The organism is Parasediminibacterium schistidii (genome assembly GCF_046546515.1).
GTDB lineage: Bacteria > Bacteroidota > Bacteroidia > Chitinophagales > Chitinophagaceae > Parasediminibacterium.
Genome location: NZ_JBKHKJ010000006.1, coordinates 15,774 through 41,497, shown reverse-complemented (window position 1 = coordinate 41,497; position 25,724 = coordinate 15,774). Strand labels below are relative to the sequence as shown.

20 protein-coding genes and 1 tRNA gene are annotated in these 25,724 nt (G+C 37.8%); 5 read left to right on the top strand and 16 right to left on the bottom strand.

The features are described from left to right. Positions 1-247 precede the first annotated feature (247 nt). Complete coding sequence (locus tag ACHFIY_RS04910; RefSeq protein ID WP_410844951.1) at positions 248-2,050, top strand: DUF885 domain-containing protein; 1,803 nt, start codon at positions 248-250, stop codon at positions 2,048-2,050. A gap of 92 nt (positions 2,051-2,142) precedes the next feature. Here ACHFIY_RS04910 and ACHFIY_RS04905 read toward each other — a convergent pair whose 3' ends face one another. Next, entirely contained in the window at positions 2,143-2,757 is a 615-nt protein-coding gene (locus ACHFIY_RS04905) for an L-threonylcarbamoyladenylate synthase (RefSeq protein ID WP_410844950.1), read from the bottom strand. A gap of 228 nt (positions 2,758-2,985) precedes the next feature. Here ACHFIY_RS04905 and ACHFIY_RS04900 point away from each other — a divergent pair. After that, positions 2,986-3,061 (top strand) — tRNA-Phe (locus ACHFIY_RS04900). Positions 3,062-3,791: 730 nt separating this feature from the next. Here the strand turns inward: ACHFIY_RS04900 and ACHFIY_RS04895 are convergent. From ACHFIY_RS04895 to ACHFIY_RS04875, 5 genes are all read right to left on the bottom strand, one after another. Then, positions 3,792-6,086, bottom strand: coding sequence for a DUF3987 domain-containing protein (locus ACHFIY_RS04895; protein WP_410844949.1), 2,295 nt, complete (start codon positions 6,084-6,086; stop codon positions 3,792-3,794). 5 nt (positions 6,087-6,091) lie between these two features. Beyond that, a complete protein-coding gene (locus tag ACHFIY_RS04890; RefSeq protein ID WP_410844948.1) occupies positions 6,092-6,517 on the bottom strand; it encodes a hypothetical protein in 426 nt (141 codons plus the stop codon). Positions 6,518-6,548: 31 nt separating this feature from the next. Then, positions 6,549-6,863 (bottom strand): helix-turn-helix domain-containing protein, encoded by a 315-nt coding sequence (locus ACHFIY_RS04885; protein WP_410844947.1) that lies wholly within the window; start codon positions 6,861-6,863, stop codon positions 6,549-6,551. A gap of 311 nt (positions 6,864-7,174) precedes the next feature. Beyond that, entirely contained in the window at positions 7,175-8,278 is a 1,104-nt protein-coding gene (locus ACHFIY_RS04880; protein WP_410844946.1) for a hypothetical protein, read from the bottom strand. A 29-nt stretch (positions 8,279-8,307) separates the two neighbouring features. Next, positions 8,308-9,615, bottom strand: coding sequence for a site-specific integrase (locus ACHFIY_RS04875; protein WP_410844945.1), 1,308 nt, complete (start codon positions 9,613-9,615; stop codon positions 8,308-8,310). 132 nt (positions 9,616-9,747) lie between these two features. On the opposite strand from ACHFIY_RS04875, the gene ACHFIY_RS04870 reads away from it, so the two are divergent. Continuing rightward, on the top strand, positions 9,748-10,188 hold the full coding sequence (locus ACHFIY_RS04870) for a JAB domain-containing protein (RefSeq protein WP_410844944.1): 441 nt from the start codon (positions 9,748-9,750) through the stop codon (positions 10,186-10,188). Positions 10,189-10,338: 150 nt separating this feature from the next. On the opposite strand, the gene ACHFIY_RS04865 is transcribed toward ACHFIY_RS04870, so the two are convergent. The 10 genes from ACHFIY_RS04865 to ACHFIY_RS04820 all read right to left on the bottom strand — a co-directional run bounded on the left by ACHFIY_RS04865 (position 10,339) and on the right by ACHFIY_RS04820 (position 19,313). Further along, on the bottom strand, positions 10,339-11,334 hold the full coding sequence (locus ACHFIY_RS04865) for a cyclic GMP-AMP synthase DncV-like nucleotidyltransferase (protein WP_410844943.1): 996 nt from the start codon (positions 11,332-11,334) through the stop codon (positions 10,339-10,341). Next, positions 11,237-12,313, bottom strand: a complete 1,077-nt coding sequence (locus ACHFIY_RS04860) for a CBASS cGAMP-activated phospholipase (protein WP_410844942.1) — start codon at positions 12,311-12,313, stop codon at positions 11,237-11,239. The genes ACHFIY_RS04865 and ACHFIY_RS04860 overlap by 98 nt, the downstream gene beginning before the upstream one ends. Before the next feature lie 32 nt (positions 12,314-12,345). Continuing rightward, on the bottom strand, positions 12,346-12,783 hold the full coding sequence (locus tag ACHFIY_RS04855; RefSeq protein WP_410844941.1) for a type II CBASS E2 protein: 438 nt from the start codon (positions 12,781-12,783) through the stop codon (positions 12,346-12,348). Then, positions 12,776-14,017, bottom strand: coding sequence for a cyclic GMP-AMP synthase DncV-like nucleotidyltransferase (locus tag ACHFIY_RS04850; RefSeq protein WP_410844940.1), 1,242 nt, complete (start codon positions 14,015-14,017; stop codon positions 12,776-12,778). The genes ACHFIY_RS04855 and ACHFIY_RS04850 overlap by 8 nt, the downstream gene beginning before the upstream one ends. A 527-nt stretch (positions 14,018-14,544) precedes the next feature. After that, positions 14,545-14,898, bottom strand: a complete 354-nt coding sequence (locus ACHFIY_RS04845) for a hypothetical protein (RefSeq protein WP_410844939.1) — start codon at positions 14,896-14,898, stop codon at positions 14,545-14,547. Positions 14,899-15,099: 201 nt separating this feature from the next. Further along, a complete protein-coding gene (locus ACHFIY_RS04840; protein ID WP_410844938.1) occupies positions 15,100-15,453 on the bottom strand; it encodes a hypothetical protein in 354 nt (117 codons plus the stop codon). After that, positions 15,440-15,784, bottom strand: a complete 345-nt coding sequence (locus ACHFIY_RS04835) for a hypothetical protein (RefSeq protein ID WP_410844937.1) — start codon at positions 15,782-15,784, stop codon at positions 15,440-15,442. Before ACHFIY_RS04835 ends, ACHFIY_RS04840 begins: the two co-directional genes overlap by 14 nt. Positions 15,785-15,795: 11 nt before the next feature. Beyond that, positions 15,796-17,085 (bottom strand): SPFH domain-containing protein, encoded by a 1,290-nt coding sequence (locus ACHFIY_RS04830; RefSeq protein ID WP_410844936.1) that lies wholly within the window; start codon positions 17,083-17,085, stop codon positions 15,796-15,798. After that, the gene (locus ACHFIY_RS04825) at positions 17,063-18,100 is read right to left on the bottom strand and encodes a hypothetical protein (RefSeq protein ID WP_410844935.1); all 1,038 of its coding nucleotides are present in this window, start codon (positions 18,098-18,100) and stop codon (positions 17,063-17,065) included. Before ACHFIY_RS04825 ends, ACHFIY_RS04830 begins: the two co-directional genes overlap by 23 nt. Before the next feature lie 34 nt (positions 18,101-18,134). Then, entirely contained in the window at positions 18,135-19,313 is a 1,179-nt protein-coding gene (locus tag ACHFIY_RS04820) for a WG repeat-containing protein (RefSeq protein ID WP_410844934.1), read from the bottom strand. 1,762 nt (positions 19,314-21,075) lie between these two features. Here ACHFIY_RS04820 and ACHFIY_RS04815 point away from each other — a divergent pair. Continuing rightward, entirely contained in the window at positions 21,076-24,888 is a 3,813-nt protein-coding gene (locus tag ACHFIY_RS04815) for a hypothetical protein (protein ID WP_410844933.1), read from the top strand. Further along, complete coding sequence (locus ACHFIY_RS04810) at positions 24,882-25,709, top strand: hypothetical protein (protein ID WP_410844932.1); 828 nt, start codon at positions 24,882-24,884, stop codon at positions 25,707-25,709. The genes ACHFIY_RS04815 and ACHFIY_RS04810 overlap by 7 nt, the downstream gene beginning before the upstream one ends. Positions 25,710-25,724 lie beyond the last annotated feature (15 nt).

Sequence of the window (25,724 nt, the reverse complement as noted above, 5' to 3'; positions counted from 1 at the left end):
TTTGTAAGTAGTACGTTACACTTACCCCCAACTCCGCCCCAACCCCTAAAGGGGCAAAAAATAGGGGGCACAGAAACACAAAGCAATTCGGGAAACTGATATATTTTGGTGATTACTCAAATTCTTTGTGCCAATATATGCAAATCACCTTGTGTACGTTGTGTTTCTTATCCTTGTGTACTTTGTGGTAAAAAAAATCCTACACAAAATTTAGAATAACCTTACTTTTATTGCACAAAAAATACTTATGAAACAGTCGTCCATTTTTTTAATGATAGCTACCCTGTTTTTTGCTTCTTGCAAATTGAACAGCGAAACAAAGGCAGAGGCTACTCAGCCAGCAGCCCCCGACAAAGACCTTGCTGCCTTGTTTGTAAAGTACCATGATGAGGAACTACAGTTTTTCCCAACAAATGCCACCACTGAAGGAGACAACCGGTTTAACGACAAGCTGCCAATTGACTTCACGGATGCTTACAGAGACTCTACAAAACGGTTTTACAACAGGTACAATACCTTACTTGCCGCTTTTGACAAAAGCAAGCTAAACGAGCAAGACCAACTGAGCTATGACCTATTCAAGTACAACCTGGATATTTATACCGAGGCATTGAAGTATCCCGACAATTACATGCCCTTTAACCAGTTCGTTGGCCTTACGCTAACCATGGGGCAGTTGGGCAGCGGGGAAGGCGCCCAACCTTTTAAAACGGTGGAAGACTACGACAACTGGATAAAAAGAGGCACGGCCTTTAATGCGTGGGCAGACAGTGCCATTGTATATTTTAAAAAAGGAATTGCGGCCAACTATGTATTGCCCAAGGCATTGGTGGTGAAAATGATACCCCAAATGAAAGACTTGGTAACCACCGATGCTACTAAGAACTTGTTTTATGGCCCAATTAAAAAACTGCCAGCAACGTTTAGCGATACCGATAAAAAAAGGTTTGCTACAGCTTACACAAAACTGATTAATGAACAAATAGTGCCTGCTTACAAAAAACTGGGCGACTTTTTGCAAAACGAATACCTGCCAAAAGCAAGGGCCACGTCTGGCTATTCCGATTTGCCCGATGGGAAAAACTATTATGCGTTTTTAGCAAAGCAACAAACCACTACCACGAAAACACCTGATGAAATTTACAACTTAGGCTTAAGCGAAGTAAAACGCATACGAAGCCAGATGGACAGCGTGAAAAACGCAGTGCATTTTACCGGCGACCTTCCTGCATTTTTTGAGTTTATGAAAACAGACAAGCAATTTATGCCTTACAAGAAACCTACGGAGGTGTTGGCGGCATTTGAGAAAATACACCAAACCATGCAGCCCCAATTGCAAAAAGAGTTTATCCATGTGCCAAAAACCAAATTTGAAATAAGGCAAACAGAAGCCTTCCGGGCAGCTAGTGCAAGTGCAGAATACAACCAAGGAAGTGCAGATGGCAGCAGGCCGGGCATTTTTTATGTACCCATTTTAGATGCTACTAAGTTTAACACCACCAGCGGTATGGAAAGCTTGTTTTTGCATGAAGCCATCCCCGGCCACCACTACCAGATTTCTTTGCAGCAGGAAGACACCACTCTGCCCAAGTTCCGCCGTTTTGGCGGCCAAAATGCTTATGTGGAAGGCTGGGCATTGTACTGCGAAAGCCTTGGCAAAGAGCTGGGCTTATATACGGATCCCTACCAATACATGGGTGCCCTAGGCGATGAGATACACCGTGCTATACGCCTAGTAGTAGATGTGGCCATCCATACAAAAGGCATGACAAGGGAACAAGCCATTAAATACATGATGGACAATGAAGCGATCAGTGAGCAGGGTGCCACTGCCGAGATAGAACGTTACATGGCCATTCCTGGGCAGGCACTAGGCTATAAAATTGGCGCATTGAAAATAAGGGAGCTACGCACCAAATACGAAAAAGCACTAGGAAGCAAGTTTAACCTTGGCGATTTCCACGACCAGATATTAAAAGATGGCAGTATGCCGCTGGCACTGCTGGAAACGAAGATGGATAAATGGGCAGAAGTAGTAAGTGGTAAGTAATAAGTCATAAGTAAGCATTGACAGCGCCTACAATGGTTTTGAGCAATAGCCCTATCATTTAAAATTCAAAATACAGCATTTAAAATAGCACATTATTCATCCCATTCCCCCGCCCCTATGCGGATAACTTCGTATTCGGGCTTGGTGCAGTCTATAATGGTGGAGGGCACCATGCCCCCTGCGCCGCCATCAATTACTATGTCAACCAAGTTTTTGAAATTTTCGTAAATCAATTCTGGGTCGGTAAATTCCTCCACCATTTCGCCGGGCAAGGAGGCTGATAGTATTGGGTGGCCCAGTTCCATTGTGATGGTGCGGGCAATCAGGTTGTTTGGCACCCGGAGGCCGATGGTGCTTTTTTTAGTCTGCAATATCTTGGGCACTTCTTTGCTGGCTGGCAGGATAAAGGTATAAGGCCCTGGCAAATAATTTTTTAGCAACCTGTAGAGCGGGGTGTCTATGCTTTTGGTGTATTTGCTTAGGTCGCTCAGGTCGTTGCAAACAAAACTAAGCTGTGCCTTGGCAGGATCTATGTTTTTGATGCGGGCAATCCTTTCTATGGCCTTGTGCTGGAATATGTCGCAACCCAAGCCATAGATGGTATCGGTTGGGTAAACGATAACCCCGCCAGACAATAAACAATCCACAACGGTTTTTATATGCCGTGTATTGGGGTTAAGCGGGTGTATGTTCAACAGTATTGCCATGCTGCAAGTTACAAAATATAAGAGGAAAGGGATAATTTAGATAGACATAGGTAAATAAAAGTTTTTTAGTATAGACCTCACCCCAACCCCTCTCCAAAGGCGAGGGGCAAACCGAAAAACTTGTATGCTCAATAGGGTTAGCCATTATTTTACTGAAAAATTGAAAAATATTGTGCAGAGTTTTAAAATTTCCAAATAACTCCTTATATTTGCAGCCCATTAAGGAATGGTGCGGTAGCTCAGTCGGTAGAGCAAAGGACTGAAAATCCTTGTGTCGCCGGTTCGATCCCGGCTCACACCACCATATATAAGCCTAGAATACGCGTCAGACGCGGGTTCTGGGCTTTTTTAATGCCCAGGAATTAATGCTGGTTGTCCCGGTGGTTGTCCCGGAAATCCGAAGAATATTCCTGAATATTGCCTGAAATGTTTTCTGTTTGACCTTGATTATTGAATGGTTGGCCTGCCACATGCTATCTTTATTGCAATAGGATATGATATTGACCTTGCAGACCTTGCAACCTTGCAGACCTTGCAACGTTGCAAGGTCTGTGCGTATATTATCCTCAAAAGCCATTGACAGTATGTTACACTTCCCCAACCTTTAATACATATTGCAATATAAATAGCCAGTGCTACAATATTGCGGTTCTGGAGTTTTATATATTGCAATATCTTATGCAGTGTTACAATTAAGGTCTATATATAGCATTATTAATTGTTTTCAAATATTAATATTTGAAAACAATTAATAAATATATCTACCCTCATCATTACTTATAATGATGTTTACCTTTATTTATATATTATACTATTTATTATTGCATTTTTTCTTTTATATATTTATTTCAATAACGATCATACTTTATCGTGAAAACATTATACACAAAAATCTTGCAACGTTGCAAGGTCTGCAAGGTTGCAAGATTTTGTGTGACTCGTAATGATAAACTCCAACCTATAAAACCCCAAAGTAGGAAAGACCTTGCAACGTTGCAAGGTCTGCAAGGTTGCAAGGTCTGCAAGATTAATTACTATGCCTGTGTGTTTTGTTTGGGATATATTTTTGAATAAAGCCCCAATTTTTCACGGTTCAAAGTCTTTCCCACAAGTTTAGGAAGGAAGTGTGCCACTGTACTTTCAGCCATTCCAAAACATTTCCCTACTTCTATAGCCTCTTTCAGTTTAAATTCATTTGGCAGGGCCTCAAAGAAATTACGTTTGTTGTCACCTTCCTTGAACATGTTTTCACCCTCATTTTTCGGGAGGTTGTTGTAAATGAGCATGCTATGTTTGAGGAACATGAATATCAATTTGAGCGCACTCCTAAAATCGATGTCCGTGCAATAGACTATTTCATCAAGGCTTCTACTTTCATATTTGCGCATGGCTGTAAAAACCATACAAATCCTGCACATGCTCAGTCCAAGCCTTTTTATAACACTCCCGGAACTTTCATCGGAAAACATCGTTGTTTCTGTGAGCCATTTGCTAAACCGCTCATTCATAATCCCCCATTGCTGTTCTGTGAGACGTACCTCAGTATTTGAGTTTGACAAATAAACCGCCATATCAGTTACATCCTTTGAAAGTGCAGACAATGTCTCAGTTTTACTTTGACCCTCTTTTGCAGGTGATACACTTTTCCAACGTTGTTCAACTTTATAGGCGTAGAACAAGAACCTTGAAAAGAGACCATTTTCTTTTGAGTTTATTAGCCGTGATATTTGATTGGGTGTTCCCGATAAGGCTAGTGAAAGCTTCGGTTTGTCTACCTCAATGTATTCACTATCGTTTTGCCTTCTTGCGCTGGCAATCTTTTCATGGTGAAATGCACACCTTAATGTAGCACTTGACATACCCCAATCCTGTTTGATAGAGTCAGACAACGTATCAATCTCCGTTTCGGCAATTATAGCCCTGCCATTGTTCTGTTGCATTTGCCAAAGCATCATTGAGTTGCTGGTGTCGGCCGGAATGAACAACATCTCAAAATTTGGTGGGTCTCCAATTGGTTCACTATCATCATCCTTAGATTTCTTTTTCTTTTTCTTGCGTAGATATTCGGCTTTTTTACGTTTGCTTTCATCCAAGAGGGCAATATGATATTGGTTTGCCAATTCTTTTGCATCTTTAAGGGCAGATTTTCCGCTTGCGGCAGGGGCAAGAACCATCAGGTAAAGGTTTGCGAAAACCGTATCACCAGCGTATTCGCAGCTAACGTTTGGAAAGCATCCACTAATGATGACGATGGCAGCCACGATGAAAGTGTCCCTTTCCCTACGTTCGGTGTACATGGCCGCCCCGGATGCTATAATGCCAGGCAATAAGGGTATAATGGAATCATCTATCATTGGCGTGTCCCTCAGGTAATCAGCACTTTCATCGGGGTCGATTGCCTTTTCGGGGTCATCCACAGGCAGTACCTCCTGTGCACTTGGAAGTACCCCCTTCGTGAAATTGCCAAATTCATGCGCATTATTTCTATAAGTGCTTTCTATCGTTGCTAAGACCTCCTCATTAGGGAGGTCGAACCGTGAGAGGGAATATTCCATCAAGACCTGCTTAAGTATAGCCCGTCGATTGGCCTCACAGGCAAAATAGTGCACAAATTTGTTCCGGTTGCCCTCCTTGTATTCCATTTTCCCGGAAACATATGCTTCAAGCCGTTGAAAAGTCTCGGCATGCCCAGTAATCGCCAAATTGTTTGGTATATCCACTATAGGAATGAGGGTCGATGTCATTTTTCGGGGTACAGTTTTCAATAGATTACCGTCATCTATATCTATATGCACTATTTCGCTGTCTTCATTGTAGTAAATGTTGGGGTCATAACTAATGAAACACAACCTTACTACATCCTTGCAGGCATCGTCCGCCTTAAAGCCTGTCTCGCCTTCATAGAAGTGCTGTACCTGCAGGTAGGCGGCGGTGTGGTTTTTCAAGGTTGAGTCAACCTTTACAAAGACTTTCAAGCCATTTCCGCTCGGGCTTACAAAGGACATGTATGTGAATGGGATGGCATTTACAACGGTAATTAACCTTGCAAGGTCTTCTGGTGCGAGTTTGTCAAAATCGAGATGGCATACCCCAGTGTATTCACGGATATTTTTAATGTCCTTCCGGCCAATGAAGGAAGCGGACGGCGTGAATGCAGGCAAGGACTGTTTTAATTTTGTAGCTTCTTCTTTGCCCACATTTTGCAAGGCCTCCCTATAGCTTGTAACCTCCTTAAGCCACCTACCAGATGAAATTTGGAAAGCCAGCATATAAAAGGATATTTCGCAAATACGTGTAACGAAATTTTTAAAAAGTGTAACTTGTTTCATAATTTTTAATTTATTGTAATTGGGTTTTCGCCATGTAAAAAAGTTAATTCATGTAATTTTTTATAGTAATAGGCTTTTAATTTGTCATAAGCCTCGCCTTTGAATTGAGTGTCTTTAATGCCGACAGAAACAGCTATATAGCCCAGGGAAGGGTGGGCCCCAATAGAAAGTGTGTAAGTGGTCCTGTAAATTATTTCAAGTGCCCTTTCGAAAAGAGGGACAGGAACATTTTTTACATGTAAAACATGTATGTCGTAATCTTTTGAAATGGGGCCATAGAACGCTTTTTGGGTAGGGTCCGAGGGGTCTGTGAACACGCCTAATTCATAAACTTTGCCTCCTAACCATTCTATCTTGGTAGGTTTTGCCATAGTTTTTATGCGGTCGTACGCACCAATCTTTAAGCCTTGTGGCTCATTTTTTCTTTTCATTTTTGTTTGTTTTTATTATTGATAAAAGTTTTTATCTGTTGTATTTGCGGATGTCTTTTAGTATCAGTAGAATGTCCCCCTTTTTTAGGTACACCCTCTTGCAGCCTTCGATTTTGGTACGGTTTATTAGGCCCCTGTTTATAAGCTTATAAAGGGTTGGTTTGCTAATATGTAAAAAAGCACATGCCTCGCTTGGTGTAAGGAGCTCTTTTTCGGATTGTTTCTCAAACAGTCCGTTCAGACATTCGTTTATAGAATTCTGGGAGGTTTTGACAGACTCTGTGAGGAGTTGCGTTATGGCCTTGCCTATGGTTTCTATTAACCCTTGTTTATCTGCTGTTGTCATAAGCAAATATTCAAGAATCGTTTCTACGGAAAATTATACGGCTACTCAAGTTTATACCGTATAAAAATTGCAGCACTTTATGTTTCACCTAGGTTTTATGTGTAGGGGATTATAAGAGTCGTTGTTTTGCTTTTATATAAAGCAAAACAACGGAATGGGCAAAGCCCCTTGATGGTGTAATCATTACATGGAAACAGAAGCGATGTTTTAACTTTAGAGATAGCTCAGATAGTTTTGATACAGTTTTAATGGTTGTCTAAAATTCAACTGTTTAATGTTGGGCAATAATTGAAATTTATATGTAATAGTTTTTAATCAATGGCTAGGATGGTTTCCCAATCAACTTTTGGCTTTCTATTTTCCGCTATTTGAAAAGTCTCCCTCGCTAAAGTGTCTTCTATACTTTTTATTGTTGAACTCGAAGTTTTCCCTTTATATGTGAATTTTTTTGCTAAAAAATTTGCGACAATCATTACTTTACTTTCAACTATATACAATCGTTTTTCCTTTGGCTTAATGCCTTTCGATTCCTTTTCTTTCCTGTCTGCTGTGGTATAGAGTAACTCATAAAAGATATAGTACAATGCATTGTTATTTCCAATCCAATTCAGTTTGACTGCTTTTTTAAGTAGATCTTTTGCTTCATATTCTTTTATATCTTCATCCCCTCCACAATTATTTTTCAATAAGTTGAAAATGGAAATAAGTTTTGGTTTGGGAGACAAAGTAAATTGGAAGTTTTGGCATATAAAAATTGCTACCTCTTCAAGGGTATTGCCAAATCTGTTTTTATCGTCGGAACCAATGAAATTGGAGAATAGCAAACAAATATTCTCATGCCTCCCATTGATTAGTAGTTTCCCTTTTTCTTTTAGTTTGTTTTTTTCCAAGTCTGTAAAACCCAACTGTTCAATAAGAATTTTTTTGATATCGAGACAGAATTTATACGTTTCTTTTCGAAGCCTTCCGCAGCTAAATTTAAAACATTCATTTAATGGAGGTTCTTCTACCAAAGCACGCTTATTTTCTGCCCTAACAATATAATTTTCAGCAAAATTTAATAAGTAAATATCGTCCCCATAGGGTAAATCTAAGACTGGTTCGCATGTTTTTAACCCTGCAATTTTTTCATTGTAAATTTCAGTTAAGGATATTATTTTAACCGAAATAGGAAGGTAAATGTCTTTAAGGTGTTGTATATTAGTACAAAGCGTTTTTGATTCACAAAGTTCTTGCCTGAATTTTTCAAAATCGAAAATTTTGACATCTGAATAAGCACATAACTGGCAATGCTTATTTTCTATGGCCATTTCCTCAAAATATTTTTCAATAAACAAAAGGGTTAGGTCAACAGCCAGCATTTGTTTTGTTTCTGGCTTATAATAATCTGCTCCCTGAATCGTGTTATTTTCCAAGATTAATGTATTTATATATAATATTTTTTTTATATAGCAACTTTCAATGCCAATTTACTTTTGTCCATGTTGTTCATCTTGCCGAACTGTATAGCGGCATGGAGGGGCGTCAGTTTAATGTATTTCATAAAAGATCTTTCGGTTCGATGCCCGGTCAGTTTCATAATAAAAGCAATAGAAATGTTTTTTAAATATGCGTTTGTCGCAAAGCTCCGCCTCCCCGTGTGTGCCGAAACACATTCGTAAAGTGGTAGCGAGGGGTCTGTTGTCAACCTTCCTTTGACATCCAGGCCAGCCGCCTTGCATACTACTTTTATTTGCTTATTGAAAACAGGATTAGAAGGCACTTTTGGGAAGCCCTTGGGCGTGTCCTTATACTTTCCGAGGATTTCAATGACCGTATCGGTAAGTGGGATTATTACTTGCTCGCCTGTTTTCAATGTGTTTTTCCTGATGAACCTTTCACCGTTGATTTCTTGTATATGTTCCATTTTCAAGGAGGAGAAGTCACCGAACCTCATTCCTGTCATGCAAGCGATGACAAAGGCATCCCTGACGTTTTCTAGGTTGGGGTTGTGGGAGACGTCTGCTTTGTAGACTTCAAGGATTTCTGCCTCAGTAAGATAAACGTTCTCCACATTAATTTGGCTCACACCGAATTTGCGACGGCGAAATTCCATGTTGGTCGAAAACCCAAGGTCGACAGCTTCCGACATGAATGCCTTTAGGCATGCAAGATACTTGTTCAGGCTGTTTTGTTCTTTAACCCCAACGCTGCGCAGGTAAGCTACCCACTTGTAGAAGAACTCAAGGGTTATGCTGGCATAACTGAGGCTGTAGTTTTCCGCAGCTTCAAAGTTTTTAAGGTGCATCAACGTGGTGCGGTAGGTCTTGATGGTCCCCTCGCTTTTTCTATTCCCTTTGTACAATATATCGTTGGCAATGAACCTGTCAATCAGTTGGTAAAATGTGGGGACAGCATTTTCCTCCTGTTCTTTCATTTCGTTCCGTTTGAAAAACTCGTCCAGGTGTTTCCTGATTTGTTGGACAGTCGGTATGCCATTTGCAGATTCCTTCCTAAAGCTAGTGGTAACCACGTTTTCAATATTGCTAAGCAAGTCGTTTAAATAATAATGCCCGTTTTGGACGGTCATTTGGTTGTTCTTTACCCTTTGCCTTTTCTTGTCCCAGAAGTTCGGCGGGATGCTTTGTTTAGTGCTGTAAATCAACCTATAACCGTTCCATTTTACCTGCAAGGAAATCAAGGATTTCCCTATGTTGGAAGGCTTTTTCAATATGAATGTCGGGTTTATTTCCCTGATAAGCTTGTTGTCCATAATCAAACAGTTCTGCAATGGGTTAGCAAAATAATAAAAAATTTCAAGCAACGTGCCAAGCTTTTTAAAAATTGCTTGTTTTAAGTCTTTACAGTCGGCACGCTCTTTGTTTTTTTTGGTAAATACTGTGGGATGGAAATACCAAAAATTGAAATAAGCTATATTGGGAACACTAAGTTATTATGCAGGCCAAAAATCCAATGTTCCGAAGACTCGTTTGCTTTGTTGCTTCAAAATTGGGATAAAGGGAAAATTGGCTTGATTGAAGAATTCAAAATCTTGTTGTTGAACCGTTCAAATAGGGTGTTGGGCATAGTGGACATATCTTCCGGGGGGATAACAAGCACTGTCGTGGATTTGAGGATAATATTTGCTGTTGCGCTTCAAGCTGCTGCTGTTGGTATCATCCTGGCACACAACCACCCCTCCTTTAATCTTCACCCAAGCCAGTCTGATATAGCCATGACTGAAAAGATAAGACAGGCGGGGTGCATAATGGAAATAAAATTGCAAGACCACCTAATAATAACACCGGAACTATACTATTCTTTTGCGGATGAAGGAAGGATTTAATTGAATAAAACATATAATAGGCAAAACGTACTAATGGAGTCTATAGAAAAGTGAGCAGTTATATTTGATAATAAGAAACACACATTAATTTAAACGGTTGGAGGGTTTAAATCCTCCTGGCATTAGACTAAAGTATTTCGAGCAAATTAATTAAGTTATAAATTTATAACCAAACTGATATGTCCAAATAATGATGGCTTGATCTAATGTCTTCTGTTCCAAAGCCATTTTGGAATTTTTAATTAAAGTATCTAGTTGAGTTTTAAAAAATACTTTTTGTTGACTATTTAATTTATCTGTGAAATCATCAAAGGGGGTGACCGGGTTTTTACAACTTACAGTTAGCCAAATTGATTCCTGGATTGCTTTGGCCGTTTCATAAAATGCAATATCATCCCTTGCATTTGCTTTATAGTATTTAGCTACCCAAATTGAAAATGCAATACCACTAGGCATTTTTCTACTTCTCGTATTTGCCCAATATTTAAAATATTTTACTAGGCGCACTAACTGCCCATTTCTATCTTTCCTACTTTTAAACCATTCGCATAATTCTTTTGGGTCGCTTTTCACCCATTGCATTTTTGTTGCTAAATATGGATGTGCATCTTGGGGTAATTTATAATAAACAGGTAAGTCAATATCAAAATCCCCTTTATAAATAACTCGTACGCATTTTTCTCTATGCTGAGTTCCAATAGTTGTATGATTTGTAACAGCCTTTAACAATGTCCTTTGCAATGTTATAGGTAAAACGTATGGATTAGTAAGAAAATAAACACCTAGATCTACATCATAAGTACCTTCCTTGTCTACAACCATTGTACCCATTTTAAATGAGCCTTGTATATAGAACTTTGGAATAGGCAAGGTTGTATTAAACCTAAAATAGTCTGTGATTTTTTTTTCTAATGCTTTTCGTGAAGCAATAAGTTTTTGTTTTTTTGATGTTGGCAATGAAATTCGTTGCTCAAAATTCAAAAAAAAATTGTGTGCGTTAGCCATATTTTTAGTTTTTGATAATTCTTTTATTAAAGTGATTAAACTACTAACTGCAATACCTCCTAATAATAAGGGAACCACTTTTTTGAAATTCTCTGGTAGCTTTTTCTGCAAGTTTTTCCAATTTAGATTTATTTGTTTCATCTAATTCTATTTTACAAGTTTCATCCAATTCAGTATCTATCCTATCATAAGAAAAATGTTCATCTTCCTGTTTTCCTATACCATGTTGCATAAGGCTAATCATGTTCTCTACTTGTTGTGTTTGACCTTGTAAGAACAATTCTATCAATTTTTTTCTTTTAATATTAATCCAATATAAAATACCCCAATTGTTGCGTTGATCATTTTTGTTTTTTATTGAAAGCATCTTTAAGATTTTATTAGGAAATCCTGTATTATTAATAATTCCAGTATCACAAAACTTTTGATGACCAGTTCCTATTGATAATATGCTCAAATCTTTTAGTTCTTTACTAAACGCTTTTTGTGCTTCCAGTATGGCAGTCAAAGTAGGGTTATTGCAAAAAACTCCCCCATCAACCTTATTATGAAATGGAATGGCTAGCCCATTTAAATCTGTATAGGAACTACTATATGGATTAAAATAAGTAGGGGCTGCCGAAGTAGCCAAAGCTGCTTGATAAGCAGGTATATGATAATCATTTATAAACTTGGGATGATATTTTGATTTTAAGATTCTAGGACAACCTTCTTGTAAATCGTATACGGTTACACATGTAGGTTTTTTACAGTCCTTTAAACGTGGGTCTATACCATTATTAAATTCAGCAAATTTTTTTCGAATCAAACTTTCAATATTATCTGTCTTATAAGCAGATCTTATTAATTGCATAACTCGTCTTTTCTTGCCAAATATTATTTTAGCATTATCATAATATAGCTCATAAATAACTTTAGCAGGAATACCCAATGACAGTGCAATTGCAATAATCCCTCCAGTTGATGTTCCACATATTAAATCAAAATTTTGATATACTTGCCAGTTAGGATTACCGCTTTCTTTTAAATTGGCTTCTAATTGTGCCAGAAACATTGCAGGAAATATTCCACGTATCCCACCCCCGTCTATAGATAGTATTTTGAATTTATTTTGTTCCATATTTATAAAGGCAGGTGGTTAATAATTCATAATTAATTGATTGTTTCTTGTTTTTCACTTTCTATTTCATGTGGAATGCCTCCACCATGCCAGGTACCAGTACTTACCCAAAGTTCGTAATGAATCAACCATTCTGAAGCCCAAGGTATTAGGGTATGCACATAATACATCCCCAAATCCCACTCCTTATCTTTAGGGTAATATAAACAGAGTTGTTGCTTAACTGTGCTGTAAACATGGGGTAATTCAGTTTTCCCTTCTGCTAAAGCTAGTTTAGTAGGCGAAATGACAAATATTCTAATCTGCTTTTTATATTCATAATGTAGCTTTAATGTATAGAGGCTACTTAATGCCGAAGGCCTAATTTCAGAACTCCAAATAATTTCATTATTTCCGTTACGAATTATTTTAGAATTTGGGAAATAAGATTTTAAAGCTCCTTCTTGATGTAACAAGTCAATTTTATTCATTTTTTCCAAATGGTTTATGTTGTTGAATAGTTGTCCTCCCAATTTCACTAATCATACCTGTTCCAGCAGCCATTTTCAATTGTCCATTTTCCCTTCTTTTCAATAAATTGTCTCCATAATTACTGAATACTTTTGTAACGATTTCTTTTCCAAAAGGCCTTTGAAAAGATTCGCTGATATATTGAAGACCTTTTTCTTTTTGATTTACGATATTTTGGACATCAATTTTTACTGTTGCTAACCATTTATAAAAGTTGATTTGTTTTTGTGGATTTTCAGCCCATTTATCTGCAAAATTTTCTTCATCATTTACAGGGTTTCCTATCCACTTTACCATCCTTCCTTTTTCTGCATCATAACGTTCTTCTATCAATTTGGGGGAATCCATTAAATTAATTACGTCACGTAATGTATCGATAATATTTGTTTGTTTATTATATGCTTTGGCTGCCAGGGTGGTAATTATTATAGAAATTGGTTTATCATCAGCACCGTTGAACATCATGTCTCTATGACGTTTTAGAATTTGAACGACACGTTGAAGTGGAAGTTTGTTTGTTTCATAACTGGGCACAGGATTTACAGAATTTTTTGCTGAAAACAAACGGATAGAAGGTATTTCAGCCCTATTAAAAAACCATTTAGCATACCCAAATGGATTACTTTTAAGCCAGTTGTCGGGATTAGATTCATTTAAATAATTATATCTTTTATTGTCAGTAATCCTAATAGCAATACTATTCATATCTGAAGCTGAAGCAGATAAAGAAGAAAAAACTTTTTCTAATTGTAATCTATATCCAACACACACAATTGAAGGCAGGATATCCATATGATAATTTGATGCTTCTGCATACTCTAAAGTCCAACAACGACGACCTTCTTTGTCTAACATTGCTTCATAGCCCTTATGCGCCTTTAATCTGTCTCCAACTACTTTTTTTAAATCGGCTTGCGTCCACGATTCTTTTTTACCTTGTAATTCACATACTAAATCAATATCTAAATCGTCATTTTCATTTATTGGTTTTATCATTGTTCCTAAACGAAAAGACCCTTGTGGGCTTATAACAGGTTCATATGGTGCTAATTCCGAATCTACCCTTGAAAGCCAACTCCCGACCGCTACATAACTTCTTTCAACGGCTTCATGTTCTGTAGCTGAAATATCTAATGTTTTCCCTAATTCTTCCAGAATCTCTGTAAATTGGTCACGCTGTTCTTTTGTTAACATATAATAGTTTAAGACATTATAAAGAAAATTTGCAAATCATTAACAATTATTTTGCCAAAGAAGTTAGCAAACCTAAAATGTCAGAAAGAAGATATTTTATTTTACAGCATTTTTAATTATTAGATTAAGTATGTCAAATATTCATATTTAGTACCTTGTTTCATAAAATGATTAACGACACGAAGGCATAAGTTTTTAATTTTTTCGATTTTTTAAATTAAATTTTGTCAAAATGTCATTTTTGTCAAAAGGCTTATGGCAATGTTTTAGTGATAAGGATAGGCAGCTTTAGCCCATACATTTTTTCTTTTCAACGGAAGGCTATTTCCTTGCAGTCCATTGCTTCTATTAGGCTAAAGTAGGGATTCTATATTCCAAATGCGCTCCTTTGCCCCCGGGAAGCCCAAGAAAGCATATGTAAAATATATTAAGTTAAAATGTGAACATAGCAGGGTAACAACAAATAGCACGAAAAGAAAGAAAAATAGAGGGTATAAAGTTCATACTCAATAACCCTAAACCTTAGTTTAAATAATCCTTGGGTTCATAAACAGTATTTGCGGCATATACAGCAGTTGTTTCCATACAATAGGATAATCCTTGGAATAAAATGGAATGGCTTTTATCCCCAATGACTTCATCTTTCCCAAGGTTTCCTGTGTCCCTTTGTAAGCTTCCTCAAAGCCATCACATTCAATTGCATTCACAATTGGCAAATCCTGCCATGGGCAACCATCCAAATCCTCCTGGTTGAACAAGGCCAAGGTTTTAGGGATGTCAAAGCCTGTGTAATGGGAAAGGAACAACAGCCCTTTAAATGACTGGAACCTGATTTCAGTGGCTATTTCCACGAGCCTTTTTATTTGATTTTTATCTTCCATAATATTTTTCTTTTGACGGAAAGGGCATTTCCTTGTTATTGAATGTCCGGGTGAGGCAAACGTAGGCATTGTATTACAAAAGTGTCTCCCTTTGCCTCGGAAGGGCAAAGAAGCCTAGCTTTTAAATAAAGGGCATTGGCAAAGGAGTTGTGAAAAGGTGATGGGAATACCATTTTTTATGTGCCACCATATACCGGCTGTTTAAAACAGTTTAATCAAGCCTATCATTTTCCCCATCACTATCCCCTTTTCTTCTTCGTCTAGTATTGGGATAAGGAAAGGCTCGCTACCTACCAACGTCCTTGCATTGTCTATGGTTACCGCTTCTAGTATAGACCTTAATTCAGCCACTTTTTCCAATTGCAGCTTCTTTATGTCCAGCCTTATCTGCTTGCGTTCCAGCAAGTCGTTGATGCCCATTTTTTCCTTTTTCAACTCGGCTTTCTTCTTGCGTATGTCAATGCCCTTTTCCAACAGCTCAAGCTTTTCTTTCTTGGTGTTGCCCTTGGTTTTGCCGCCTTTTCCCTTCATCGTATTTGCCTTATGCTTTTTCATGCTGTAGTGAATAGATAACCAATAAGTAGGTGCAAAGGGCCAACCCGCAGCCCACCACATAAAACGTTGGTGAAAACAAAGCCAATGCAAAACAGGCATTGGCCAATAGTGCAAACAGGAAAAACACGGTGCTTACGGCACGGGTCACAAGGGCTACCCTGGGGGCTGCAGCCCTTGTGCCTAAAGCTAGCCCTAATACAAGGCTAAACACCACCATGCTGCATGTTGCCAGTAAAGTTTTGTTGCCTTCCTGCGCGGAACTATAGAAGCCAAAGGATATAAGTGCCGAGGCTACTATGGCCAAGGATAATTTAATAAAATTGATTTTCATTTGTCGTTGTTTTATGGTGCTGGTATAGGTGGTGGCGGTGGCTGCATGGCAAAAAGGTGTGTGAGCTCTGGGATGTTGGCAGCAAGCTCCCAAGCTGGCATCCCTTCCTTCCACGCATGGTGGCCCTTGGTGAACCCTCCACTTTTTGAAAGCTGCCCCAGTTCAACTAGGCTGAATGGCCCAGACTGCTGCCCCGCCAATGCGACATGGTAAAATACCCCTGGCACGGGCGGCGGGGCGGCTTGCCCAACTTTCCCCATCATGCCGGCCACTTGCCCCCCCAGCGTACCACCCACTGCCATGCCCATGGCCAGCCCTGCTGGGTTGAACCCCCCGCCGCCGCCCAAGCCCACGTTGCCCATGCTGCTCAGGTTCTCGGCTGCGGCTTTCAGTATGGCTGTTTGCTGGTTGAGCTGGTGCACGGCAAAATTGTTGCCCTGCACCTGTAGTTCCGTGCCTTCCCTTTGGATGCGCATGGTTTCAGATAAGTTTGTTATGCCAATGGTTGTCTTTGCTTCCACTTCCCTTGACACCTGCGTTGCCGTCACCTGCCTTAGTTCCCTGTAGCCTTGGCTTTCCTTGTCAAAATCTATCGCGCCTAAGTCAAGCCGCTTGAGCACGATGCCAAAGTCATTTTCAAGTTCCATCGCCAGTGCAGCTTGTATGGAAGCGGAGATTTCCCCTATATGCCTTTCAAGCTGCAGCACGGGGCTTTGCTTTTCCGACGGGGCATTGGCAATGATGCTTTTCACCCGCTTGTTCACGCAGTCCCTCACTTGCTTTTGGAAGCTGGCCAAGTCAAATGCAGCCATCCTGTTCAGCTTGATGAAGTTGCGGCAGTCCTGTATGTTGAAGGTGATTGTCCCCCTTGCTGAAACAGGCACGGAAAAGTCTAGGAAGCGGGGGTCTGGCACGTCGAACCAAGGCGCGCCGAACTTTACTTGGTTGTTCCCCTGCAGGTTGATGAAATAAACCTCTGCCTGGAAAGGGGACTTGCCCCCGAAAGCCATGCCCACCAAGCTTGCAAGGATGGGAAAATTGGCAGTCTTGATGGTGCTGTCGTGCGGCCCCATGATAAAGTCCTGCATGGGGCCATCTTCTTGGCTGTACACGAAAACCGCCGCTTCGCCATCCTTTACCCTTAGGCTGGAGCCGTAGCGGATAGCGTTTTGCCTGTCGCCATTCATACCCTTGGGCGACCATTTCCAAATGAGGTAACTTGGCTCGTCGCAACGGATAACGTCCATTGCAGCGTTGTTGTTGTTGAAAAGTGACATATCAATTTTTTGTTTTAGTTTCATTAATCAGCTTTTCAAGCTCTGTCTTTTTATTCTCCCAATAGTCCCTTTTTGCCTGGTATTTGTCTTCTACCTTTAAGTAATTGTCCATGAATGTTTTTTGCGTGTCATCGGTGACCGACCATTCAAGTTGGTTCAATAAAACTGTTGCATCATCGAGGTTCTTTTCTTTAATATCTTCGATTACTGCCTTTTCTATGCCGTTCAACCTTTTTTCCTCCTTGGAAATTTCACTGTTGCCAAATAGTTGGAGGCAGCCGAACACAATACACATTACTATCAACGCTACAATAAACAGCAGGATTTTTTTGGCAATTGAATTTAGGCTAATGTATAATAGTGTGGCCTTGTCCAATTTAGAGGTTTCTTGGATACTGCCGTATTTTTCCAACTCGGCAAGCATCTTGCTGTCATTGGCAAAAACCACTTTGGCTCGGCTTAGTATTTCCTGGAATTTATTTCTCCATGCAGCCACGTTCTTGTCGGAAGTGATGGAAATCCGGGTCTTAGGGGACATGAAATGAAGCAATTCAAGGATGTCATCAACCGTGTTTGGTATTGGGAAGTTTTTAATCACGTCCCTTTGCTTAGTTAGGACATCGTCCCTCCTGGCACTTTCCTCATTGTCATGCAATCTCCCAACCATATGTTTATAGGATTTGCCCTCGCAAGCATCGACGATTGCCTGGAGCTTAGCCGAAAGCGCCTCCACTGATTTGTTTGCGCCTAGGTTTTTGAACTCATAGCCACAATCGTTGCATTTAGCGGAAAATGAAGCCACGGCAGCCCCGCAGGACGGGCATTTGTCAAGGTCGCCAAATTTGTTTGATTTTGTTGTTGTGGTAGCTTTGTTGTTTTTGTTCATCTCAAAAAGCCTCCCATCCAAAATCATTTCCAGCTCTTCTTTGTCCACGCCATATTCCCCGGCTTTTTTCATCAGGACAGATTTTTCTTTTTCAGTAAGCACGCCGTCGGCAAGTGCATAGCCTATCAATTTTTCCAATTCTTCGTTCAGCATTTTATGTGGTTTATTTTGTTTGATGTAATAATGTTTAGTCTTTTGTGGGGCAGGCAATGCCATCATAATTGACGCATTTGCCGGATTTGTCTATATACATGAAATTTTCCTCGTCGAAGTAAGCTTTTGCCAATTCGTTGCCCCTAAATACAAGGCCTGTGATGTTGTAAAGCGTGGGTTTCAATATTTCGATGCCTTTCAAGTTGGTTATGCCAATGCCATTTGTACCTGAGCTTTTTACTATTACCCAGTCTTTTGTAATGGCAATGACCCACAAGCCTTTGTTGTAAGGGATAAGGGCTTTTCCTTCGTTGTCTATGAGTTGCTCCTGGAGCAGTGTCCTTCCATTGCTCCTGACCTCCTTGCTGATTACAGCCAGGCCATTACTGCAAATTGATACATCATCGTCATTTTCATCACCGATATAAATTTTTACGCCTTTCTTGTTTATGATGGTAAGGCGGGTATAACTATACCCAAGGTTAACGCCCACGGTCTTGTTGCGGCCCACGATTGCCTCTTCCTTGGAGATTTGTTTCCATTGTTCCTTGCCCGAAACGGCAAACCCATAAAAAAAATCTGTCAAGCCCGTGTATTGCGGTTGAATTAAATATTGCCCATTCCTGTCTATGAAGCCCGCCTTGCCATTTATGACCACCTGGCACACGCCATCGGAGAATTCAGAGGCCATGTCGAACAGGAAGCCTGTCAATAACTTGCCTGAAAAACTTATCAAAGCCAGTTTCCCATTCCTTTTTACATAACCTGTCTTGAAATCAAAGGACTTTACATTGTCGAATTCGATTGGGACGGCAAGTTTTCCCGTTGTGTCCACTATGCCCGTCTTGTCAGTGGTTGAAACGACAACGCCACATTCGTAAGCCCCACTGATAATTTCAAATTTTGCTTTGGTGATGGTGTCTTTGGGTAGTTTTATTATCCCGTATTTCTTGCCGCTCGTGGTATATTTCTCATAATAGTCAAACCCAAAATCACCTAGGTTGGTAGTGAACCGATGTTTATTGAGGATTAGGTAATTTGTCCATTGGGCAATCTTCCAAAGCGACAGCGCTCCGCTTTCTTTTTCCTTGGTTAACTGGTCGTCGATGTCCTTCTGGCTCGTACTGAAATCATAATCGTATTGGGCTTTAGCTATTTGGCTAAATAGTAGGATGCAAGCCATGGATGCAACTACAGCAATTCTTCTTTTCATTGATTTTTATTTGGTAATAATTGGTAATGTGGTTTATGCCGGATTCATGCAGGCACATTCTGGTGGTGGGAGGCTTGTCCTTAAGGTGGTAATAGTCGTCATGCAGCTTGTAAAAGCCACTGGTCCTGATGGCAGAAATGGTTAAAAATAAACAGGGGCGTGAACCTAAAGCTTACATCTAAATCAGAAGGGACGACCAAGACCCGAACAACTAGAATGCAAGTAAGGACACACCCCATGGGGTGCGACGCTTACTGATTCCGTTGTTCTTAAAAATTGGTCGTTTTTCTGACTGGAATAGTAACCTACGCTATGTTTTTATATTAAAATCTTTGCTTTTTTGTTTACATACGCTCCTGTTTTAGGCGAAAATAAAGTTTCTTGGGTTTCCTTGCAATTGTTCTTTTTGCAGCCCAATGCGCGTCCCCAAACGCCGTGCCAAAACAAGCCATTATTTGAAGGGAATTCATGAACATATTAAAAAAAGGCTTGGCACGTTGCTTGTAAAAATCCTGTTACCGCCAAGGCCCGTCAGCTAGGGTGCAAGTAAGCTACAAGGCAACCTGTAAATGACAAAGAGGTTATCCTGATTTAGGGTAACCTCTCTTTTTTTTAGGACTATTAGAGACAAATTCTTTTTAGGGTCAATAGTGCAGCAAGTATAGCCCGTGCAGTTATTTCGTAAACTTTTTCAAATAATACGCCTAAGCGAATTTAGATTGAAAGTATTCATAAGTGGAAGGTGTAGCGAGTGTAGCTTGTGCAATGTTTTCCTGAACTTGTTTATACGAATAGGGCCATTTTAGCATAGGGTTCCCATAGCAAACGAGGTTTTGGTGTAGGGAGTGTAGCTAGTGTAGGGTTTATGAAAACTTTTTTACAGAAATGCAGCTAAAATTCTAGGGACAGCAAGGTTGGAAAATTTAGTTGAGATATTATACAACAAAGAAAAGTTTGTGAAAATACTACACGGGCTACACTAGCTGCACCAATAAGATCTTTTTAGGCTTACAAAGCGGTATTATAAAAGAAAGTTTACAAAAATGCTTCACGAGCTACACGCTCTACACCTTTAAAGCCATTTTTAGCAAACTGGCAATAAAAGGTTATAAAAACACTATACAATCTACACTTCCTACACCATTTGCTAAACTGTTCTATTAAATCTTACTAATCAAATTCCATTTTCTTCTGAAAAGAAACAATAGGGACCTTGCATTGACAATCTTATCAAAGGCATAGCGTTCCATAACCACCAAGGCATATAAAAGGATTAGAGGACTATTCAAGATAAAAGCTGTAATAATAATCAAGGCTGCGATGTTGGGCGTATTAAGGTGCTTAAACAGTTTTGGGGAGACCCTCGAGTTGATTGCAAATAGTTCCTGGCTGACAAACATCAATGAATAAACCCACCATTGTACTTCTAAACCGAGGAAACAAATAAAGGCAAGGGTGATAAGTAAAAGGAAAGGATAATAAAATTTATTTAGGTATTCCATGAGAAAAGATTTCTTTTATATATCACTATTCATTTTGCCAGAAGGTATTTTTTCCTATTTTTATATTGTTAGTTTTGGTTGCGGCCCCGGTTTCTACTGGGACCAATTTTTACATTTAGCAAATTAAAATTCGTTATTCATTGTATTTATAATTTCTAAACAGTATAATCTGACTTAACAATTATTGTTGTTATTTAATGGGACTTTCGATATTAAGTTAGTAAACAAATATATCTTCGATTGACTGTTAAACACATAATATGGATAAGATTAACTGGGCTAATTATAATCATGAAGATTTTACCATCTTTTGTAATGCCTTATTGACTTTTGAATTTGGCAAAAAATATCAACCATTTTCTGCATCTGGAAAAGATGGGGGAATTGATGGGTTGTTTTCTGGCTCTTATCTTGATTTACAAGGAAATTGGAGATTTCAATATAAGTTTAGACAAGGATCAAGAATAGAAAATTATAGGGGACTTAAAAGTAAAGTGAAATCTGAGCTTTCAGATTTAAACGATGAAAACTATTATGTATTACTTACAAATATCGAACTTTTACCACAAGAATTTTCTGATTTAAAACAAACTTTTGATGAAGAACTTAACCATTTGAAAAAAAAATGTACTTGTTTGATTTGGGATGGGGCTAAGTTATATAATCTTTATTTACAGCACCCACTACTACGATTGTGGTTACAGGACGGCTTCAATACAGCGCAACTACAAGATTACAGGAATGTATTTAAACTTAACCTAGAAAAAAACGACTTTTCACCTGGCAGTCTAAATAATCTTTTTGTAGCACGAGATGTTGACTTACAAAGTCTTAGCCAATTCTTAAATGGTGATCAACCAATGTTAATAATCACTGGAGAGGCTGGTATTGGCAAAACAAGGCTAGTTTTAGAGTTTTTTAAGACAAAAATTGATAGTTTGGATGATTGGTCTGCTTTGGTGCTTCTGAATCGAAATATAGATTTTGATAAACTAAATAGATCTCTCTTGGGGGGAAGGAACTATATTGTTTTTATTGATGATGCTCATAATTATCAGCCGGAAGTGATTTCTGATATTCGTTCGTTATGTATTGGGGCGAAAAATAAAATTAAATTGGTTTTGACGGCACGTAACCTTGATGCGTTTAAGTCATTAACCTTATTAAAAGAATATGATAAAGCATCATTGCCAGCTATTAAATTAGGTCCATTAACAAGGGCCGATACGGAAAGATTATTTTTAAGTTATATCAACAGTGGTTATTACTTTAATCTTATTTCGAACTTGATAGAAATTTCATATGGAAAACCTATACTTATTGTTGCAATCCTTAATGCCATTCAAAAAGGATTGTCTATTCCTATGATCAGAAAAAATGATTTTGTAAAGGAATATGTTGGCAACTACTTTGAACGTTATTATAATTTAGTAACAGAAAAAACAGGTTGGTCATTAATTAAAATCAAACATTTTCTACAACAGATAGTATTAATCGAACCATTCAATTATAATGACAACGAAGTTGTAAAAAAACTTGCTGACTTACATAAGGTTGATACCAATGAGGCATCATTAGCGTTAAAGTTACTTGTAGAAAACAATTTTGTGGATGGTAGGTATGAGCAATGCATTAAACCAGATTATTATAGTGATATCTTATTGTCCCAGATCAATCGAGAAGAAGTAGCCAATTATATTGGAGATTTTGTTCAATTTCTTGATAACATAATCATAAATCTAAGTAGTGTTGACGAGGTCGGCGATCCTAATGGAAAATTTTTGGAAGAAATATTAAATGTTTACTCTTTACTTATTAAAGATACTTCTCAAATAGAAATAGTTAACCGAGTATTAACAACGGTTAATAATATTGTTGGTTTTAAGCCCGATGTTGCTAAAAATACAATTTTAATATATTTGGAAGCACTATCGAATGAACAACATATAATTTATAAGGATTATAAAGAAAATTATGTAAATCATAATCTTTTCAATTATTCAACGTTAACTAAAATAGTGCAAATGCTTTCATTCTTGGCGACACTGCCAGAATATTATGACTTTAGTTTTCGCAAAGTTTTACGTTTATATAACCTTACTTATGAAAATAAAATTGCAAATGTGTATGCATTCAGCAGAAAAGATGTAATTGAAGAATTCAATTTTTTACGGCAACAATTTTTTTTGAAAGAATTTAATAATAGGCTGAACACATTTACTTCGAAAGAATTGTCTTTTGGGCTAGTAGTTTTAAAATCATGGTTAAACTTAGAATTTACAATAACTGATATTAGTGCTACCGACCAAATGTCCTTGAATATTACAACATATTACTTGCCATCAAGTCGGGCAGTAAAAAAATTACGCAGGAATATTACCGACACATTAACTATATTATATACTTTGGAAAATGAAGATACTTTTAAAATTGAAGTTTTAAAATGTCTGTTAGATATTCCAAGAAGTATTCTTTCAACACAACGAAACAGTAATCCCTATCATAACAATGATGAGATTAAAATTGTATTAAATTTTCTTGAAAAAAATGCTCATGAGTTTAACTTGTTGGAAAAAAACGAGATTAAAGAAAAACTGTTTTGGTTTCAGCAATGGGGAATCGCAATAGAATTTCTTCCATTCATCAAGGCTGTTGATGCAAAACTCAAGCCTAGAAATCTTACCGAAAAACTTTCGCAGCTTTTTTCCAGGTCAGAAATTGGTATTATGCAGAGGCATGATAAAGAAGAAACTATTAGAAAGAATTGTGATGATTTGATTATTGAATATGATATTGAAGAAATTGTAGAAAGTATCATTCAATATCTAATGCCCCAACAATATTCGTCTTATTATTTCAATCTCTTTTTGGATAGACTTATTGAAAAATACCCAACATATGCTAAGAAACTATATTATAAAATGTACGAAACCTCTCCAAGCATTTTTAATTTATACGCAGGTTCTATTCTTTCTGGAGCATATTACATTTTCAAGGACCATGATTTTTATTGGTCTGAGATAAAGGCACTTCAGAAATTAAATTCAAGTGATGTCGACAATATATTGCTCTCCATTTATGGACGCCGCGTTCCTGGATTTACAGATATATGTGAAAATGATATTGACGTTATTTTGAATGTTTTTAATAAAAAAAACAATGATAATAATTATAACTTAGCTAGTGGTTTACAAAGCTTAATTGCTGCAGGTTATACCCAATCTTATGAGGTTTGCATTGATTTTTTAAAACGAGCTAGACAAAAGGAAGCAGAAATGTTCTTTATTTGGCTATCTGATAATAAAACAGCCAATCCTTCATTGATTACAAATCTTGTTTTAAATCATACCCATCGTTTTAATTTGACTTATGAACTTGAAAAATGTGTCAACCTTGCTTTGTGTTTTATAGGGATAAGGCCAGTATTTGACTATTTTACCCAACGATATGAGTATAAAAAAAACATAGTGGTTAGTCAAAAAACGTTAATAGGATATGATTTTGTTCCACATGGCGAACATTCACATCTCTTTGATAACTGTAAAGACTATAAAATTGAAATGTTCAAAATGGCACTAGAGTGGTATTTGACACTTGATGGTAAAGGAGGGCATTTGTTTTATGCAAAAAATATGCTTGAATATCTAAGGCCGAGCAATGCAATTACTTTGGAAATTATGCCTTGGTATTTATACCATATCCGCTCAAATAAGGAAATGGGCATCGGAGTAGATAGAATTATTGACACCTTAACAATATTCCATATAAAGGATGACCATCTATTGGATATAGTTATTGAAGCTTATACGATTGCAAATGATATTAGTGAGTCTAATACTGATCTATACCAGTCAATCAGGCAGGAATGTTACTTCGCTATTACTATATCAGGGGTTAAATCTGGAATTGCGGGCCAACCATTCCAAGTTGATATTGACTTGCAAAATCTATTACGCCTTAAAATAAGTAATTTGCCTGAATATATGCCTGCTACAAAATTTTTAAAGGATGTTTTAAAAACAGTTGATGCAGATATTGATCGTTCATCAGATAGAACTAATTTAACATGGTAGAAAAAAATGTAAACCTTACTTCATTTGTTTCAATACGGACATCATTATTAACAACTGTGCAGCGGAAAATTATCGCTTCAAAAGTGCTTGATATAAATGAGTTGATTAATGCTAAGTTAAAAGTAGAATTAAGTACAATTTCAGAGATACTTCTTAGTATAGAAACTAAGTTTAGGAAATGCGAAATGATTTATTTTGCTTACATTGAAAATGTAGGGCATGATATACTTAGTGGAAACCCTTCATCTCTTCCTTACAAAATGGATTGTACTTTCACTGACATTACAACAACTTTTAAATATATTTATAAATGCGATGACAAAATATTTTATAAGGAGATTACAGATATGAATTTTCAAAATTTCATATTGACGATTGCTTCAATTTATGAAAACATTGTTGCGCTTTCAGAGGTTATTTTAAAAAAAATTATTATTCATACTAAAGAAAAACCACCGATAAGTACCCCACTGAATGACTATCTTAATTACCTTAAACTTTTGATAAGTTTAGGTTATCGAGGCAACGATAAACTTTATCAATGCTTGAATAAATACGAATCTTATTTTAAATCTCATTTATTAATAATAAATCAACTTCGTAATCGTTTTATTCATGGGTATTCTATGAATTTATCGTCAGATGGTTTTACATATAAAGTAAAGATTCCCGGCTCGACTTTTTTTCCTCCTTCGGCACCCCAGCTAGACATCGACTTTTTTACACTAACAGTTTTGGATAATACACGGAACTTCATACAAGATTTATATCCGATGCTTCAAAATTCCATTAAGCATCACAAAAAATTTATTCCTGGTTAGATATAGGTGATTACA

What these genes read in the sequence shown, in the direction of transcription:
- ACHFIY_RS04840 (WP_410844938.1), bottom strand. Translation starts at nt 15,453, where the DNA reads ATGAAAAAGCATAAGGCAAATACGATGAAGGGAAAAGGCGGCAAAACC.
- ACHFIY_RS04810 (WP_410844932.1), top strand. Translation starts at nt 24,882, where the DNA reads ATGGTAGAAAAAAATGTAAACCTTACTTCATTTGTTTCAATACGGACA.
- ACHFIY_RS04860 (WP_410844942.1), bottom strand. Translation starts at nt 12,313, where the DNA reads ATGGAACAAAATAAATTCAAAATACTATCTATAGACGGGGGTGGGATA.
- ACHFIY_RS04855 (WP_410844941.1), bottom strand. Translation starts at nt 12,783, where the DNA reads ATGAATAAAATTGACTTGTTACATCAAGAAGGAGCTTTAAAATCTTAT.
- ACHFIY_RS04870 (WP_410844944.1), top strand. Translation starts at nt 9,748, where the DNA reads ATGGAAATACCAAAAATTGAAATAAGCTATATTGGGAACACTAAGTTA.
- ACHFIY_RS04820 (WP_410844934.1), bottom strand. Translation starts at nt 19,313, where the DNA reads ATGAAAAGAAGAATTGCTGTAGTTGCATCCATGGCTTGCATCCTACTA.
- ACHFIY_RS04850 (WP_410844940.1), bottom strand. Translation starts at nt 14,017, where the DNA reads ATGTTAACAAAAGAACAGCGTGACCAATTTACAGAGATTCTGGAAGAA.
- ACHFIY_RS04895 (WP_410844949.1), bottom strand. Translation starts at nt 6,086, where the DNA reads ATGAAACAAGTTACACTTTTTAAAAATTTCGTTACACGTATTTGCGAA.
- ACHFIY_RS04910 (WP_410844951.1), top strand. Translation starts at nt 248, where the DNA reads ATGAAACAGTCGTCCATTTTTTTAATGATAGCTACCCTGTTTTTTGCT.
- ACHFIY_RS04890 (WP_410844948.1), bottom strand. Translation starts at nt 6,517, where the DNA reads ATGAAAAGAAAAAATGAGCCACAAGGCTTAAAGATTGGTGCGTACGAC.
- ACHFIY_RS04825 (WP_410844935.1), bottom strand. Translation starts at nt 18,100, where the DNA reads ATGCTGAACGAAGAATTGGAAAAATTGATAGGCTATGCACTTGCCGAC.
- ACHFIY_RS04845 (WP_410844939.1), bottom strand. Translation starts at nt 14,898, where the DNA reads ATGGAAGATAAAAATCAAATAAAAAGGCTCGTGGAAATAGCCACTGAA.
- ACHFIY_RS04865 (WP_410844943.1), bottom strand. Translation starts at nt 11,334, where the DNA reads ATGAAACAAATAAATCTAAATTGGAAAAACTTGCAGAAAAAGCTACCA.
- ACHFIY_RS04835 (WP_410844937.1), bottom strand. Translation starts at nt 15,784, where the DNA reads ATGAAAATCAATTTTATTAAATTATCCTTGGCCATAGTAGCCTCGGCA.
- ACHFIY_RS04815 (WP_410844933.1), top strand. Translation starts at nt 21,076, where the DNA reads ATGGATAAGATTAACTGGGCTAATTATAATCATGAAGATTTTACCATC.
- ACHFIY_RS04905 (WP_410844950.1), bottom strand. Translation starts at nt 2,757, where the DNA reads ATGGCAATACTGTTGAACATACACCCGCTTAACCCCAATACACGGCAT.
- ACHFIY_RS04875 (WP_410844945.1), bottom strand. Translation starts at nt 9,615, where the DNA reads ATGGACAACAAGCTTATCAGGGAAATAAACCCGACATTCATATTGAAA.
- ACHFIY_RS04885 (WP_410844947.1), bottom strand. Translation starts at nt 6,863, where the DNA reads ATGACAACAGCAGATAAACAAGGGTTAATAGAAACCATAGGCAAGGCC.
- ACHFIY_RS04830 (WP_410844936.1), bottom strand. Translation starts at nt 17,085, where the DNA reads ATGAAACTAAAACAAAAAATTGATATGTCACTTTTCAACAACAACAAC.